The organism is Nocardia sp. NRRL S-836, assembly GCF_001279525.1.
Lineage (GTDB): Bacteria > Actinomycetota > Actinomycetes > Mycobacteriales > Pseudonocardiaceae > Lentzea.
The window spans coordinates 15281-31520 of record NZ_LGDY01000145.1; the positions used below are offsets into that span (position 1 = coordinate 15281).

Sequence of the window (16240 nt, forward strand, 5' to 3'; positions counted from 1 at the left end):
GGGCGGCCACTGCGGATCACGATCGAGCGCGTTCGCACCGCGAACAATCCGGATATCGCTACGTAGGGATACCCGTCTTTCGCCTAAGATCAGTCCGGATGAGTCGGACACCGAGCCAGCGTCGGCCCGGCCCCGCCGCGCTGATGCGCACCAGTTCCCCGGTGCTCGTGGGGCGGGGTGACCAACTCGGCACGCTGCGCGCAGCCGTGCCGAGGCAACCCGCCGTGGTCATGATCGAGGGCGAGGCCGGTGTCGGTAAGTCGCGGCTGGTCCGCGAGCTGCTGGACTCCGACCTCGGGCCGATCGCCGTCCTGATCGGGCACTGCCAGCCGGTGGGCGAGCCGTTCCCGTACGGGGCGGTGCTGGAGGCGCTGCGCGACTGCACCGCGCGACTGGCCCGCGGCCCCGCGCTGAGCCCGGTGGCGGGCGTGCTGGGCGCGCTGCTGCCGGAGATCGCCGAGCACCTGCCGCCGCCACCGCCGCCGACCGGTGACCCGCGCGCCGAGCGGCACCGGCTGTTCCGCGCGCTGCGCGAGCTGGTCAGCGTGCTCGGACCGGTGCTGCTGGTCGTCGAGGACCTGCACTGGGCCGACGACGGGTCGCGGCAGCTGCTGCGGTTCCTGATGGGCGACCCGCCGCCGAACCTGTCGATCGTGGTCACCTACCGGCGCGAGGACGTGCCGGGCGGCGTTCCGCTCGGCACGGCGTACCGGCCGCCCGGCGGGATCACCAGCGCGGTGCTGGAGCTCCAGCCGCTCGACGTAACCGAGGTGCGGGCGCTGGCCTCCGCGATCCTGGACGGCGAGCCGGTGTCCGCGGAGTTCGCGGCCAAGCTGCACGAACGCACGGCGGGCATCCCGTTCGTGGTCGAGGAGACCCTGCGCGCGCTGCGCAACCCGGCGGGCGCGGTGCACGCGGACGGCGCCACGGCCCGGCGGCTGCTCGACCACGTGGACGTCCCGGTGCTGCTGCGCGACGCGATGGCCGAGCGGCTGGCGGCGTTGCCGGTCACCGCGACCCGGCTCGTCCAGGCCGCCGCCGTGCTCGGCACGCCCGCCTCGGCCGAACTGCTCGGAGCGGTCGCCGCGATCGGCGAGAACCGCGTGCGCGCCGCGTTGACACACGCGCTGACCGGCCACGTCCTGCACGAGGCCGACGCACGCAGCTATGGGTTCCGGCACGCGCTGGCCCGGCAGGCCGTCTACGACACGTTGAGCGGCCCCGACCGCCAGCAGCTGCACAACCGCGCCGTCGAGGCGCTGTCCCGCGTCGAGCCGCTGCCGTTGGTGCAGCTGGCCGAGCACAGCGAACGCGCCGGTCACACGGCCGCGTGGCTGCGGTTCGGGGAGGCCGCCGCCGACCGCGCCGCCGAGCGCGGTGACGCCGGGACCGCCACCGCGATGCTGCAGCGACTGCTGGTCGACCCGGCCGTGCCCGCCGCGGACGTGGACCGGCTCGCGATCAAGCTCGGCGAGGTGGCCCACCGCGGTCTCGACCAGCACGCCCCGACCGAGGCGCTGGAACGCCTGCTGTCCGACCGCCGCCTGTCGGTCTCCGCGCGCGGCGAGGTGCGCCTGTTCCGCGGCCTGCTGCTGATCCGCCAGGCCGGCGGCATCGAGGAGGCCCGCACCGAGATCGACCGCGCCGTCGCAGACCTCGCCGAACGGCCCGACCTGGCGGCTCGTGGCGCCGCCGTGCTGGGCATGCCCTCCCTCGGCATGACACCGCTGCACGGGTTCGCGCCGTGGCTGGACCGGGTCGACCGCTACCGCGCGGCCACCGACGACCGCGAGCTGAGCCTGTCGCTGTACGCGAACCAGCTGGGTTCGAAGATGCACGCCGGCGACCCGTCCGTGCTCGCGTCGCTGGACTTCCCGCCCGTGTCGACCCCCGGTGAACTGCGTCAGCTCGCCCGCGCCCACTGCAACCTGGCCGACGCGCTCACCAGCACCGGCCACTTCGACCTGTGCGGCGACCAGCTGCGCGACGGCCTGCGCTTCGCCGCCGAGTGCGGCGCCCCGTTCGTCGTGAGCACCGCCCAGGCCACCCGCGTGCGCCTCGACTGGCTGACCGGCCGCTGGGACGGCCTCGCCGAGCGCGCCGGCACCCTGCTCGACGAGTACCGCGACCTGTCCCCGGTGGCGAGCGAGCTGTCACTGGTCCTCGGCTCGCTGGCGGCGGCCCGCGGCGAGTGGGCGGAGGCCACCAGCCACCTGACCGAGACCGGCGCGTTCACCCCCGAGGAGTCGATCGCCCCGGTCGCGATCGCCGGCTGCGCCGCACTGGCGTGGACGGTGCTGTCCCAGGACGAGGTCACCCGCGCCTGCGTGGACGTCGACCGCGGCGTGGCCATCGTCCGCACCAAGGGCGTCTGGGTGTGGGCCACCGAACTGGGCCCGGTCGCCGTGGCCACCTACCTCGCGGCCGGCCGGGAGACCGACGCGGAGAACCTGATCGAGGAGATCGCCGCCGGGATCGAGGGCCGTGACGCACCGATGGCGGTGGCCGCCCTCGCCCAGTGCCGCGCCCGCCTGGCCGAGGCCCGCGGCCGGTTGGACGTGGCGGTGTCGCTCTACCGGGAGGCCGCCGACCGCTACTCGGCGCTGCCCGCGCCGTACCACACGGCACTGGTCGCCGAACGCGAGGCCGCCTGCCTCCTCCCGACCGAACACGAGAAGGCCACCGAGATCCTCTCGGCCCTCGTCGACACGTTCGACGCCCTCGGCGCCACCCGCGACGCCGCCCGGTGCCGCCACCGGCTGCGCAGCATCGGCGGCGGCAAACCGTCCCGGCGCGGCCGCCGCGGGTACGGCAACGAGCTGTCGCCGCGCGAGCAGGAGGTGGCGCGGCTGCTCGCGGCCGGGCACACCAACCGGAAGATCGCGGACGTGCTGTTCCTGTCGCCGCGGACGGTCGAGCAGCACGCGGCACGGGTGCTGCGCAAGCTCGGGGTGTCGTCACGGGCCGAACTGCAGGCGGAGGACCTGGGCTGACCTCGTGGCCCGGCACCGTTGCGGTAGCTCAGCTCGCCGTTGTTGTCGCGCTTGCCGGTCAGGTTCCGGATTTCTCCGCGGACGATGTCGGCGTGCTGTTGACGTCGTCCGGGCCGGTCGACCTGCTGTCCGGTAACGGCGGGGGCGGACCGGCGTGGTCCTGGGCGCGCACTTCGTGGCTCGGGACCGTTGTGGCGGCTCAGTTCGCCGTTGTCGTCGCGCTCGCGGGTCAGGTTCCGGATTTCTCCGTGGATGACACCGGTGTGCCGTTGTCGTCGTCCGGGCCGGTCGGCCTGCTGTCCGGCAACGTCGGGGGCGGACCGGCGTGGTCCTGGGCGCGCACTTCGTGGCTCGGGACCGTTGTGGCGGCTCAGTTCGCCGTTGTCGTCGCGCTTGCTGGTCAGGTTCCGGATTTCTCCGTGGACGACGCCGGCGTGCCGTTGTCGTCGTCCGGGCCGGTCGGTCCGCTGTCCGGCAACGTCGGGAGCGGGCTGGCGTGGTCCTGGGCGCGCACTTCGTGGCCTGGGACCGTTGCGGTAGCTCAGCTCGCCGTTGTCGTTCCGCTCGCCGGTCAGGTTCCGGACTTCTCCGTGGACGACGTCGGCGTGCCGTTGACGTCGTCCGGGCCGGTCGACCTGCTGTCCGGCAACGCCGGAAGCGGACCGGCGCGGTCCGGAGCCCACACCTCCGGCCCCCTGACCCGGCAGACTGGGGGCAGGGGAGTGGAGGGGCGGGGATGGATCGGACGTTCGGCGAGCTGTTGCGCGACCACCGGCTCGCGCACGGCCTGACCCAGCACGGGCTGGCGGAGAAGGCGCAGCTCAGCGAGCAGGCGGTCGGTGCGCTGGAACGCGGTGACCGCCGGTACCCGCAGGCGGTCACGGTCGAGCGGCTGGCCGGCGTGTTCGGCCTGGCGGGAGCGGACCGGGAGCTCTTCGTGCGGCTCGCGTCCCGCAAGGGCACGCCCCGCCGCCCGGTCGCGGGCACCCCGCGGCAGCTGCCCGCCGGCATCGCGCACTTCACCGGCCGGTCCGCGCAGGTCGCGCTGGTCGCGGACCTGCTGCGCGACCGGTCGGCCGCGGCGGTGGTGTCGATCAGCGGCATGGGCGGGGTCGGCAAGACGTCGCTGGCCGTGCACGTCGGCCACCTGCTCGTCGACGACTTCCCGGACGGGCAGCTCTACCTGGACCTGCAGGGACACGGTGAACGTTCGCCGGTGGCACCGCTGGAGGCGCTGGGCCTGTTCCTGCGCTCGCTCGGCGTGGCCGGCAAGAACGTGCCCGCGACGGTGTCCGAGGCGGCACTGCGGCTGCGCACCGAGCTGGCCGGCCGCCGGGTGCTGCTGCTGCTCGACAACGCCGCCGACTCCGAGCAGGTCACGCCGCTGCTGCCGGGAACGGTCGGCGCGGCGGCGATCGTGACCAGCCGCAGGGCGTTGCTCACCTGCCAGGCCCGGCAGGTGCAGCTGGACGTGCTCACCGAGCCGGACGCGGTCGCCCTGCTCGCGACGACCGCGCCCGACCAGGTGGCGGCGGAGCCCGGGGCGGCCGCCGAGGTGGTGCGCCGGTGCGGCCGGCTGCCGCTGGCGGTCCGGCTGGCCGGTGCCCGGCTCGCGGCCCGGCCGTCGTGGCGGGTGTCCCACCTGGCCGAACGGCTGGCCGGCGGCCGTCGACTGGAGGAGCTCGACCAGGGCGAGGCCGGTGTGCGGGCGTGCTTCGCGCTGTCGATCGACGGCCTGGCGGGCAGCGACGAGCCGGTCGACCGCGTGGCGGCGGAGGCCTACCCGTTGCTGGCCTGGCCGGACCTGCCCGACCTGTCCGTCCCGGTCGCCGCCCGGCTGCTCGACCGCGCCGAGCACGACACCGAACGGCTGCTGGAACGGCTGACCGCGGCCTGCCTGCTGGAGGCGCCGTCGCCGGGTCGCTACCGGCTGCACGACCTGCTGCGCGTGTACGGCGCCGGCCTGGCCGAGGCGTCGGCGCGGGAGGCGCTGACCAGGGTGGTGCGGCTGTACGCGGGCGTGGCGTGGCGGGGACTCGTGCTGTCCAGCCACGGCTCGCCGCGGTTCGCGCTGGCACCGGATCTCGCCGGGACGCCGGAGTTCGCCGACGCGGCGGCGGCCTACGCGTGGCTGGAGCGAGAACGCGCTCACGTGGTCGCGGCGGCAGCCCAGGCGGACCCGGACGACCCGGTGCTGGCGACGCTCGCCGTGGGGCTGTTCGAGTTCTACCGCACCCGCGGGCTGTGGCGGGACTGGCGGCAGGTGTGCCAGGCGGCCCTGCGCGCGCCCGTGGACCGGCTGACCCACGCGTACCTGCTCAGCGACCTCGCCGGTGCCGATGCGGAGCTCGCGCACCGCGGCGACGGCGACTTCGAGCAGGTGCGGCAGCACATCCGGGCCGCCATCGCGTTGTTCGAACAGCACGGCGACGACGACTGCACGGCCAGGGCGTTGAACAACGCCTGCTACGCGTTCCGGCTCGGCGGTGCCGTGCGGGAGGCGATCGAGCTCGGTGAGCGCAGTCGCGCGCTGGGCAGCCGCGACTGGACGCTGGGCCTCAAGCTCGTCAACCTCGCCGAGCTGTACGGCCAGACCGGTGACCGGGCCACCCAGCACCGCTACCTCGCCGAGGCGATCGCCGTGCTGGAACCGCTCGACGCCGCCCACGGCATGGCCTACGCGCTCGTCGTGCTGGGCCTCGCGCAACGGGCGGAGGACCGCTTCCCCGAGGCGATCGCGAACCTGCGGCGCAGCGCCGAGCTGTGGCGCCGGATCGACGACACCCCCGGTGAGGCGAACACGCTGGCCGACCTGGGGGAGACCCTGCTCGCCGCCGGTGAGCGGGACGCGGCGCGGGACGTGCTGGCCGACGCCCAGGCCCTGCTGCGCCGCATCGGTGACCCGGCCAGGGAGCGGAAGGTCGCCGAGCTGCTCGCGCAGATCGGTCCGGCCGGTGCGGAGGACTCGGGCTGACCTCCGGAAACGGGTTCCTGTCGCCGGCCTGGCCTTGTCAGCGAAGATCATCGGCCGACCTGTGGCGGTTGTACACCGCCGCTGACCTGCACGTTCGCATTCCACCCGCCTCCGCCCGGCGCACACCGCCCTTGTGCCGCGCGTCCGTTCGTGCATATATTTGCCGAAACAACCTGATGTAAGCGCTTACATCACATTCAGTCACATGTAAGCGCTTACATCACGTCAACGACGACAGGGTGGCAACAGCACGATGGGCAAGCAGGACCACGCCGCATCCGAGGCCAGGGCCGCGGGAGCGACGATCTACTCGGTCGCCGACCGCGCCGGTGTCAGCATCGCGACCGTCTCGCGGGTGTTGCAGGGCGCGACGGTCGTGTCCGAGCCCACCCGGCAGAAGGTGCTCGCCGCCGTCGAGGAGCTCGGGTACGTGCCGCTCGGGGCGGCGCGCAGTCTCGCGGTGCGGCACCACGAGGCGCACGGTCTCGTCCTGCCCGAGCTCTCCGGCCCGTACTACGCCGAGCTGCTCATGGGGTTCGAGGCGCGTGCGGCGGAGCTCGCCCAGTCCGTGGTGCTCGTGCTCACCGACAGCCGCACCGACCTGGCCGCCGCGGTGCGCCAGCTCGCCACCAGGGTCGACGCCATCGCCGTGTTCGGTGCGGCGCCGATCTCCGGTGACGTGGTCCGGTTGCTGCGCGCGAAGAAGCCGGTCGTCGTCATCGCGGGTGAGCCGCATGACGGCGTCGAGGCGGTCTCCGCGGAGAACCTGGAGAGCGCGCGGGAGCTCGCCGGGCACCTGCTGGACCACGGCCGGCGGCGGGCTCTGTTCGTCGGCGACCCGGACAGCGGGCCCGACATCCGCAACCGGTACGCGGGCTACGTCGCCGCGCACCGCGACCGGGGGCTCGACGCCGCGGAACCGGTCCGGGTCGCGTTGCGCGAGGCCGACGGCGCCGCGTTCGCGCAACGGCTGCTGGCCGGCGAGTACGAGGCGGACGCGCTGATGTGCGCCAACGACGAGCTCGCGCTGTCGGTCATGACCACGGTGCAGGACGCGGGCCGGGACGTGCCCGGTGACGTCGCGGTGGCCGGCTGGGACGACGTCATGACCGCGCGGTACGTGCGGCCGGGGCTCACGACCGTCCGCCAGCCCGTCCAGGAGCTCGGGGCGCTGGCCGCCAGCCGCCTGCACGACCTCGTGAGCGGTGAGCTGCCACGACCGCAGCCGCAGACGTTGCCGACGCGCCTGGTGGTGCGCTCCTCCTGCGGCTGCCCGGCCGCCTGACCACCGCCCTCCACTTCGGACGAACGCAGGAAGGAAGCGAGAAACCAATGGTGCGCAAGACTGCCAAGTCGCTCGCGGGCCTGTCAGCCCTGGTGCTGGTGCTGGCCGCGTGCGGGCGCGGCGACGACCAGACCGGTGGCCGGTCGAGTGCCGACATCGGACAGGGGCCCGCCACGGGCACCGTCACCGTCTGGGCCATGGGTGCGGAGGGCGAGAAGCTCCCGGCGCTCGCGGAGGAGTTCGAGAAGGCGAACCCCGGCGTCGACGTCCAGGTCACCGCCATCCCGTGGGACGCGGCCCACAACAAGTTCACCTCGGCGATCGCCGCCGGCCAGGCACCGGACGCGGCCATGGTCGGATCGACGTGGATGGGCGAGTTCGCGGGCATGAACGCGCTCGACGCGACACCGTCCTCGATCGACAAGAGCGCGTTCTTCGACGGCGCGCAACGCACCACGGAGGTCGGCGGCACCTCGTACGGCATCCCCTGGTACGTCGAGACGCGCCTCGTCTACTACCGCAAGGACCTCGCCAAGACCGCGGGGTATGAGACGCCGCCGAAGGACTGGCAGGGCCTCAAGGACATGGCCAAGGCCATGCAGACCAAGGCGGGCGCCAAGTTCGGGATCGGCCTGCAGGCGGGCGGCACCGGCTCGTGGCAGTCGCTGCTGCCCTTCGCGTGGTCGAACGGCGCGCAGCTGACCAAGGACAACGGCGCCGCCTACAACTTCGACAGCCCCGAGATGCGGGAGACGCTGCAGTACTACGGCTCCTTCTTCAACGAGGGCATCGCGGACCGGGAGGCGCCCGCGCAGCCCACGACCGAGCCGGACTTCGTCAGCGGCCGGGTGCCGATGTTCATCTCCGGCCCCTGGATGATGTCGGCGGTGGAGAAGCTCGGTGGCGCCGACTTCAAGGACAGGTACGACGTCATGCCGATGCCGACGAAGAAGACCTCGTCCAGCTTCGTCGGCGGCTCGAACTTCGTCGTCTTCAAGGAGACCGACAACCGCGACTCCGCCTGGAAGTTCGTCCGCTGGCTGGCCGACCCGCAGACCCAGGTGAAGTGGTACCAGCGGTCCACGGACCTGCCGTCGGTGAAGAGCGCCTGGCAGGACCCGGCGCTGACCGCCGACACCAAGCTCGCGACCTTCGGCCGGCAGCTCGACACGGCGCAGTCGCCGCCCACCTTCGCCACGTGGGAGCAGGCGATCACCGCGCTCGACACCGAGGTCGAGAAGGTGGCCCGGTCCGGTGCCGACCCGGCCGCCGCGCTCAAGGCGGCGCAGGCGTCGGCCGAGTCCATCGGCACCGGCCGGTGAGCTCGCCCGCCACGGCGCGCAGGACCGGCCGGCGCGGGGCGGAGCGGGCGGCGTGGGGCCTGATCCTCCCGTTCTGCCTGCTGTTCGGCCTCTTCACGGCCTGGCCGGTGGTCCAGTCGCTCTTCATGAGCTTCACCGACACCCGCAACCGCGACCTGCGCACGCCGTTCGCCGTGAACTTCGTCGGCCTGGACAACTACGTGCAGGCGTTCACCGACCCGCTCTTCAGCACGGCCGCGCTGAACACCGCGTACTTCGTGCTGGTCGGCGTGCCGCTCACGCTGGCCATCGCGCTCGCGGCCGCCGTGTTGCTGGACAAGGGGATCACGCGGTTCCGCGCGTTCTTCCGGCTCGGCTTCTACACCCCGGTCATCACGTCGATCGTCGCGGTCGCGGTGGTGTGGCGGTTCCTGCTGCAGGACGAGTTCGGGCTGATCAACACCGTGCTCGGCTGGGTCGGCATCGACGGCCCGAACTGGCTCGGTGACCCGGACTGGTCGATGCCCGCGCTGATCCTCATGGCCGCGTGGCGCAACTTCGGCACCGCAATGATCATCTTCCTGGCCGGGCTGCAGGCCGTCCCCGCGTCGCTGCACGAGGCGGCGTCGATCGACGGCGCCGGGCCGGTGCGGCGGTTCCGGTACATCACGCTGCCGTTGCTGCGCCCGACGCTGCTGTTCGTCTCGGTCACGACGGCGATCGGCTACCTGCAGTTCTTCGAGGAGCCCTACGTCATGACCAACGGCGGTCCGCTCAACTCGACGATCTCCGCGTCGATGTACACCTACCGGCAGTTCGGGTTCGGCAACTACGGCTACGCCTCCGCCATGAGCTACCTGATCTTCGTCGTCATCGCGGTCGTCACCGCCGTGCAGTTCCGCCTGTTGCGGGAGAGGGGCTGACATGACCGCGACGCGCACACCGAACCGCTGGTGGCTCTACGTTCCGCTCACCCTCGCGCTCCTGGCCGTGGTCGCGCCGTTCGCGTGGATGGTGCTGGGCAGCTTCAAGGGCGAGGGGGAGATCCGGGCCAACCCGCCGACGTGGCTGCCACAAGCCGCGTCCCTGGACAACTACACGCAGCTGTTCTCCCGCCTGCAGTTCGGGACGTACTTCCTCAACTCGGCGATCGTCGCGATCCTGGTGACCGCCGGGAACCTGCTCTTCTGCTCCATGGTCGGCTACGCGCTGGCCATGCTGGAGTTCCGCGGCAAACGGGCGTTGTTCGTGGTCGTCATGGCGACGCTGATGATCCCCGGCGTGGTCACGTTCGTGCCGCTGTACGTGCTCGTCGTCAACGCGGGCCTGGCGAACTCGCTGCCCGCGCTGATCCTGCCGTTCCTCGTCTCGCCGTTCGGCGTCTTCCTGATGCGCCAGTTCATGACGGGCCTGCCGGGGGAGCTGCTCGACGCCGGCCGCGTCGACGGCGCGAGCGAGCTGCGCATCTTCGCGCGGATCATCCTGCCGCTGTGCGGGCCCGCGCTGGCCACGCTCGGCATCCTCACGTTCCTGGGCAGCTGGAACAACTTCCTGTGGCCGCTGGTGGTCGCGCAGCAGGAGAGCGAGTACACGCTCCCCGTCGCGCTCGCCCTCTACTCGACCGGCCAGAACTCCATCCAGTACGGCCTGCTGCTCGCCGGGGCCACCATCGTCGTCGTCCCGGTCCTGCTCGTGTTCCTCGTCTTCCAGCGGCGCTTCATCGAAGGCATCGCGACCACCGGCATCAAGTGAAGAGTCCACAGCGGACTCGTTCAGTAGGGGGACCCACATGACCTCGCCAGCCAGGATCACCCGACGGACCCTGCTCGTCGCGGGCGCGGCCACCACCGCCGCGCTCGCCGTCCCGGCCACCACCTCGGCCGCGCCCCGGCACGCCGACCCCGTCCGGATCCGGGGCTGGGCGAGGGACACGTGGCGCAGCCTCGTCGCCATGACCCCGTCGAGCACGGGCCTGCCCGCGGACAACATCCCCGAGTCGCTGGCGGCGGCCGACCGCTCGGGCTACACCTCGCCGACGAACATCGGCGGCTACCTGTGGTCAACGGTCGTGGCCCGCGAGCTGGGCTTCCTCTCCCGCGACGAGGCGTCGGCGCGGCTGGTCAGGACGCTCACCACGCTGGACCGGATGGAACACCACACGCCGAGCGGCATGTACTTCAACTGGTACGACGAGGAGACCGGCGACGCACTGCGCTCCTGGCCGGGCACGGGCACGGTGGTGCACCCGTTCTGCTCCAGTGTGGACAACGGCTGGCTCGGTGCGGCGCTGCTCGTCGTGGCCGGGGCCGACCGGGCGGCAGCAGGCCTGGCGCGCCGGCTCTTCGCCCGCATGCGGTGGGACGCCTTCTACAACCCCGGCGACGACCCCGCGCACCCCGTGCGGCCGGGCGGGCTGATCCACGGCGGGTTCTTCCCGTTCGACCACGACCGGCCCGGCGGCGTGTACCGGGGCACGCACATCGGCGGCGACCCCGTGTGGCTGACCACGCACCACTACGACACCACGGTGTCGGAAACGCGCATCACCAGCTACCTCGGCATCATCACCGGCCAGATCCCGCCCCGGCAGTACTTCGCGATGTGGCGGACCTTCCCGGCCTCGTGCGACTGGTCGTGGCACGAGATGCGGCCGGTGGGGGAGAACCGCACCTATTACGGCATCGAGGTCTTCGAGGGCGCCTACACCTACCGCGGCATGCGGATCGTGCCCGGCTGGGGCGGGTCGATGTTCGAGGAGCTCATGCCGGACGTGTTCGTGCCCGAGGCCAAGTGGGCGCCGCGGTCGTGGGGCCGCAACCACCCGCTGCACGTCCGCGCGCAGCGCGAGCACGGGCTGATCGAGGCGGGCTACGGCTTCTGGGGTTTCAGCCCGGCCAGCAACCCCGCCGGCGGCTACCGCGAGTACGGCGTCGACGCGCTCGGCATGGGGCCGGGCAACGAGCCGGGCAACCCCGCCAACGGCTACTTCTCCGACCAGGAGATGACGAACTACGACGCCGGCTTCGGTGAGTGCCGCCCGGCCACCGCCCCGGCGCCGGTCTTCGGTGACGGCGTGGTCACCCCGCACGCCGCGTTCCTTGCGATGATGCACGAACGCGACGAGGCGTACGCGAACCTCGTCCGCGTCCAGGAGGACCTGCGCGCCTACGGCAGGGGCGGGTTCTTCGACGCGGTCGCCGTCCGGTCGGGCACGATCGCGCGCCGCTACCTGTCCCTGGACCAGGCGATGGTCATGGGTGCGATCGGGAACGTGCTGTGCCGTGACGTGATCCGGCGGTCGTTCGCGACACCGGCGGTCGAACGCGCGCTCCGCCCGGTGATCGGCGTGGAGGAGTTCGGCGCGAGCCGGGTGTGATCAGGTGACAGGTGTGACCAGTGTGGGAGGAAAAGGCATGCGGCCCGTGCGGCTGATCTCCGAGGACGGCGTCGAGTACCGCGACCTCAACGGCAACGGCGTCATGGACCCCTACGAGGACCCGCGGCGGCCGGTGGCCGAACGCGTGGCGGACCTGCTGGGGCGCCTTTCGTTGCGGGAGAAGGCAGGTCTGCTGTTCCACACCGTCATCGAGGCGGGCGCGGACGGCACGGTGAAGGAGGCGCCCGGCGCCATCAGCAAGTCGCCCACGAGCGTGGTGGTGCGGGAGAAGCACCTGTCGCACTTCAACGTGCACGCGTTGCACGACGCGCGGATGGCGGCGCGCTGGTACAACAACCTCCAGCTCATCGCCGAGAGCACGCCGCACGGCATCCCGGTGACCATCTCCACCGACCCGCGGCACGCGTTCCTGGAGAACGCCGGTGTCTCCTTCACCGCCAAGGCGTTCTCCCAGTGGCCCGAGTCCCTGGGGCTGGCCGCGTTGCGCGACCCCGGGCTCGTGGAGCGGTTCGCGGACATCGCCCGCCAGGAGTACGTCGCCGCCGGCATCCGGTGCGCCCTGCACCCGGCGATCGACCTCGCCACCGAACCGCGGTGGGCCCGGCAGGCGGGCACGTTCGGGCAGGACAGCGCGCTGACGGCCGAGCTGGCCGTGGCGTACGTGCGCGGGTTCCAGGGCCCCGAGCTCGGACCGGAGTCGGTCGCCTGCACCAGCAAGCACTTCCCCGGCGGCGGCCCGCAGAAGGACGGCGAGGACGCGCACTTCCCGTACGGCCGCGAGCAGGTCTACCCCGGCGGCCGCTTCGACGACCACCTCGCGCCGTTCCGCGCGGTCATCGAGGCGGGCACCGCGGCGGTGATGCCCTACTACGGCATGCCGGTCGGCCTGGAGGTCGACGGCGAGCCGGTCGAGGAGGTGGGGTTCGGCTACAACCGCCAGGTGGTCACCGGGATGCTGCGCGACCGCCTCGGTTTCGACGGCGTGGTGCTCACCGACTGGGAGCTCGTCATGGACAACCACGTCGGCGACAAGGTGCTCCCCGCGCGCGCCTGGGGCGTCGAACACCTCGACGCGCACGGGCGCATGGAGCTCATCCTCGCCGCCGGTGCCGACCAGTTCGGCGGTGAGGAGTGCGTCGAGGTGCTGCTCGACCTGGTGGCCCAGGGCCGCGTCACCGAGGCGCGGATCGACGAGTCCGCCCGCAGGCTGCTCGCGGTGAAGTTCCGCCTCGGCCTCTTCGACAACCCGTTCGTGGACGAGGACAGGGCAGCGGAAGTCGTGGGACGGCAGGACTTCCGCGACGAGGGCCACGTGGCGCAGGCCCGGTCGGTCACCGTCCTGGAGCTGGGCGGGGACGCGGCGGGGCTGCCGTTGCGGCCGGGGCTGAAGCTCTACGTGGAGAACGTCTCGCCGGAGGTCGCCGCACGGCTGGGAACCGTCGTCGCCACGCCGGAGGAGGCCGACGTGGCGCTCGTGCGGCTCATGGCCCCGTTCGACCCGCGGTCGGACCTGTTCCTGGAGTCGTGGTTCCACCAGGGCTCGCTCGACTTCCCGCCGGGACTGCCCGCCCGCCTCGCCCGGATCGCCGCGGCGTGCCCGTTGGTCGTGGACGTGACGCTGGACCGTGCCGCGGTGCTGACCCCGTTGCTGGACATCGCCTCGACGCTGGTGGTCAGCTACGGCACCACCGACGAGGCGCTGGCCGACGCGCTGACGGGGGTCCACCCGCCGGAGGGCCGGCTGCCGTTCGACCTGCCGCGGTCGATGGAGCAGGTCCGGCGTCACCCGGAGGACGTGGCCGGTTACGGGCACCCGCTGTTCCCCTTCGGCCACGGCCTGTTCCCCGGCGGTGAGCGGGACTAGGACGGGACAGCGTCAGGTCACTTCTGCTTCGACGTGCCCGCCGCCTTCTTGTGCGCGTCGTACTGCTTCTTCGCCTCCAGCACGTCCTCGACGGTGCACCAGCCGTGCGCGGCGGAGGTCTCGATGTCGCGGATGCAGATCATTTCGTCCTTGTTCGTGTTCTTGGCATCCGCGGTCACCGCGACCGAGGTGAAGTAGTGGCCTGGCGCGCCCTTCTTGAAGATCACGCACCAGCTCCCGTACTCGACGCCGACGAGGCCGGGGACGGCGTAGATGCCGGGCGGGGCGTTCGGGTCGAGCGTCCCCGCGGGGTAGCCGGCATCGATCACGGTGCCCTCCCACAGCTCGCCGACGGCCCGGTTGAAGGTGCGGTGCACCAGGTACTGCCCCTGCTTCCTGATCATCATGTCCAGCAGGGTCGCGACCGACAGCTGCCTCGACGTGTCGGCGGAGGGCTTGTCCGAGCCACCCGGAGGCGTCCCGGCCGGGGTGTTGTTGCCGGCCGGGGTGTCGTCGCCTGCCGGGGTGTTGTTGCCTGCCGGGGAGGCTTGCGGCAGCCAGGTGTGCAGCCATCCCGGCGCCGTGATCTCGGTCAGGAGCGGCTGGACCACGTCCTGGGTCAGGAAGTCCGCCCACCGGGCCCAGTCCTGCCCGCGGGGGATGACGGGTACCGCGGTCGTGAAGGACCGCCGGACCGACTGGCGCACGGTGCGGCGGAGCTGCGCGCGCAGGGCGAACACCATGGACGTCATCGACCGTCCTCCGACACGCCGTGCGCGGCGAGCTCGGCGAGCGCCGCCCTGGTGTCTTCGGCGATCCAGACCAGCAGGTCCCGCTCGCTGACCCGCGCCCACTGCCCGGGATCGGCCTTCACGGCTTCGGCGAGATCGGCGGCGATGCCCGCGGCGATCCGCTCGGCCACCTCGCTCGCGTGCGGCGGCCGGACGTCCGTGGCCGCCTTGTCAGCCGCCGGTTTCCGCGGGATCACCTGGCCGGGCTCCGCGCTCTCCGAGGTTCGTTTGGGTAAGGCAGTTTCGTCCATGGGGCGGAGTATGCCGGGGGAGTGGTCCGCGGGCCACGGATTCGCGGGCCAGGGATTCGGGGCCGCGAAAACATCCGCGAGGGCGGCGACCTCGTCCTCGTCGAACCGGCCCGCCCGCGGGGTTTGTAGGCTGCCCGCGGCGGAACCGGCACCGGCCGGCGCGCGTCGACTCGAACGGACAAGGCGCTCGGGACACGAGGACGATGACGGAAGAGACGTTCGGGCCGTACCGGATCGAGCAGCTGCTCGGTCGCGGCGGGATGGGCGAGGTGCACCGGGCCTACGACATGGCGCACGACCGGTTCGTGGCGCTCAAGAGGCTGTCGCCCGGCTACCACGACGACGAGGAGTACCGCGCCCGTTTCCGCCGCGAGGCGCGGATCGTCGCACGGCTGCGCGAGCCGCACGTCATCCCCATCCACGCCTACGGTGAGATCGACGGCCGGCTCTACCTGGACATGCGGCTGGTGGAGGGCGCCGACCTGTCGGACCTGGTGCACGGGACCACGATCGAACCGGCACGGGCCGTGCGCATCGTCGAGCAGGTGGCGAGCGCTTTGGACGCCGCCCACGCCGACGGGCTGGTGCACCGCGACGTGAAGCCGTCGAACATCCTCGTGACCTCCGGCGACTTCGTGTACCTGGTGGACTTCGGCATCGCCCGCAGCGTCTCGCCGTCCGCGACGGGCCTGACCGCGTCCGGCTCGGTGGTCGGCACCCTCGACTACATGGCACCGGAACGCTTCGAGAGCGGCCCGGTCGACGGCCGCGCGGACGTGTACGCCCTGGCCTGCGTCCTGTTCACCTGCCTGGCGGGCCGCCGCCCGTTCACCGCGGACGGCACCGCCGCCCAGATCTGGGCACACATGAGGGAAACGCCGCCCAGGGCGTCCCCGCTGAACCCGGCCGTCCCACCGGCGCTGGACGACGTCATCGCGAAGGGCATGGCGAAGAACCCCGCCGACCGGTATGTCACCGCCGGGGCGCTCGCACGGGCCGCGGCGCACGCTCTGGCCACCTCCGCGACCCCGCCGGGTGGACAACCCGCGGTCGGCCTGCCTGCGACCCCGGCGGGCGGACCGCCTGGGTCCGCTGCGCCCGGCACACCGCCCGGTGGCCAACCTGGACTCGCCACGCCCGCGGCAGCTGCCGGCGGCCAAGCTGGATTCGCCACGCCCGCGGCACCGCTGGGTGGACAACCCAGGTACGCCACCCCGGCGGGCGGACCGCCCGAACCCGCTGCGCCCGGGACACCGCCCGGTGGCCAACCTGGACTCGCCGCGCCCGTGGTACCGCTGGGTGGACAACCCGGAGACGCCATCCCGGCGGGCGGACAGCTCGGTCCTGCCGCCTCCGCAACGCCGCCGGGCGGTCAGCCCGGCCC

12 protein-coding genes are annotated in these 16240 nt (G+C 72.6%); 10 read left to right on the forward strand and 2 right to left on the reverse strand.

Annotated features, from left to right (window positions below; genetic code table 11):
- Positions 1-98 precede the first annotated feature (98 nt).
- The 9 genes from ADL03_RS39735 (at position 99) to ADL03_RS39775 (ending at position 13814) form a co-directional block, all read left to right on the forward strand.
- Positions 99-2993: an AAA family ATPase gene (locus ADL03_RS39735; protein WP_197289065.1), complete on the forward strand. Its 2895-nt coding sequence runs from the start codon at positions 99-101 to the stop codon at positions 2991-2993.
- 92 nt (positions 2994-3085) lie between these two features.
- Entirely contained in the window at positions 3086-3784 is a 699-nt protein-coding gene (locus tag ADL03_RS39740; RefSeq protein WP_053738819.1) for a hypothetical protein, read from the forward strand.
- Positions 3730-5967, forward strand: a complete 2238-nt coding sequence (locus ADL03_RS39745; protein ID WP_053738820.1) for a tetratricopeptide repeat protein — start codon at positions 3730-3732, stop codon at positions 5965-5967. The genes ADL03_RS39740 and ADL03_RS39745 overlap by 55 nt, the downstream gene beginning before the upstream one ends.
- Before the next feature lie 253 nt (positions 5968-6220).
- Positions 6221-7252 carry a LacI family DNA-binding transcriptional regulator gene (locus ADL03_RS39750; protein WP_053738821.1) on the forward strand — a complete coding sequence of 344 codons (1032 nt, stop codon included), beginning with the start codon at positions 6221-6223 and terminating at the stop codon, positions 7250-7252.
- A 47-nt stretch (positions 7253-7299) separates the two neighbouring features.
- Entirely contained in the window at positions 7300-8574 is a 1275-nt protein-coding gene (locus ADL03_RS39755; protein ID WP_053738822.1) for a sugar ABC transporter substrate-binding protein, read from the forward strand.
- Positions 8571-9476, forward strand: a complete 906-nt coding sequence (locus tag ADL03_RS39760) for a carbohydrate ABC transporter permease (protein WP_053738823.1) — start codon at positions 8571-8573, stop codon at positions 9474-9476. Before ADL03_RS39755 ends, ADL03_RS39760 begins: the two co-directional genes overlap by 4 nt.
- A 1-nt stretch (position 9477) precedes the next feature.
- A complete protein-coding gene (locus tag ADL03_RS39765; protein WP_053738824.1) occupies positions 9478-10305 on the forward strand; it encodes a carbohydrate ABC transporter permease in 828 nt (275 codons plus the stop codon).
- Between the two features lie 37 nt (positions 10306-10342).
- A complete protein-coding gene (locus ADL03_RS39770; RefSeq protein ID WP_053738825.1) occupies positions 10343-11929 on the forward strand; it encodes a glucoamylase family protein in 1587 nt (528 codons plus the stop codon).
- A gap of 13 nt (positions 11930-11942) precedes the next feature.
- On the forward strand, positions 11943-13814 hold the full coding sequence (locus ADL03_RS39775) for a glycoside hydrolase family 3 protein (protein ID WP_197289066.1): 1872 nt from the start codon (positions 11943-11945) through the stop codon (positions 13812-13814).
- Between the two features lie 17 nt (positions 13815-13831).
- Here the strand turns inward: ADL03_RS39775 and ADL03_RS39780 are convergent, their stop codons facing one another.
- Positions 13832-14566, reverse strand: a complete 735-nt coding sequence (locus tag ADL03_RS39780; protein WP_053738827.1) for a hypothetical protein — start codon at positions 14564-14566, stop codon at positions 13832-13834.
- A complete protein-coding gene (locus ADL03_RS39785; protein ID WP_157529686.1) occupies positions 14563-14856 on the reverse strand; it encodes a hypothetical protein in 294 nt (97 codons plus the stop codon). The genes ADL03_RS39780 and ADL03_RS39785 overlap by 4 nt, the downstream gene beginning before the upstream one ends.
- 203 nt (positions 14857-15059) lie before the next feature.
- On the opposite strand from ADL03_RS39785, the gene ADL03_RS39790 reads away from it, so the two are divergent.
- Positions 15060-16240: serine/threonine-protein kinase (locus ADL03_RS39790; RefSeq protein ID WP_157529687.1), on the forward strand; the 1181-nt coding region annotated here is incomplete at its 3' end.

Bases quoted from the DNA above. Each gene is read 5' to 3' on its own strand.
- ADL03_RS39785 (WP_157529686.1), bottom strand. From the start codon at position 14,856: ATGGACGAAACTGCCTTACCCAAACGAACCTCGGAGAGCGCGGAGCCC.
- ADL03_RS39745 (WP_053738820.1), top strand. From the start codon at position 3,730: ATGGATCGGACGTTCGGCGAGCTGTTGCGCGACCACCGGCTCGCGCAC.
- ADL03_RS39755 (WP_053738822.1), top strand. From the start codon at position 7,300: ATGGTGCGCAAGACTGCCAAGTCGCTCGCGGGCCTGTCAGCCCTGGTG.
- ADL03_RS39735 (WP_197289065.1), top strand. From the start codon at position 99: ATGAGTCGGACACCGAGCCAGCGTCGGCCCGGCCCCGCCGCGCTGATG.
- ADL03_RS39780 (WP_053738827.1), bottom strand. From the start codon at position 14,566: ATGACGTCCATGGTGTTCGCCCTGCGCGCGCAGCTCCGCCGCACCGTG.
- ADL03_RS39770 (WP_053738825.1), top strand. From the start codon at position 10,343: ATGACCTCGCCAGCCAGGATCACCCGACGGACCCTGCTCGTCGCGGGC.
- ADL03_RS39750 (WP_053738821.1), top strand. From the start codon at position 6,221: ATGGGCAAGCAGGACCACGCCGCATCCGAGGCCAGGGCCGCGGGAGCG.
- ADL03_RS39765 (WP_053738824.1), top strand. From the start codon at position 9,478: ATGACCGCGACGCGCACACCGAACCGCTGGTGGCTCTACGTTCCGCTC.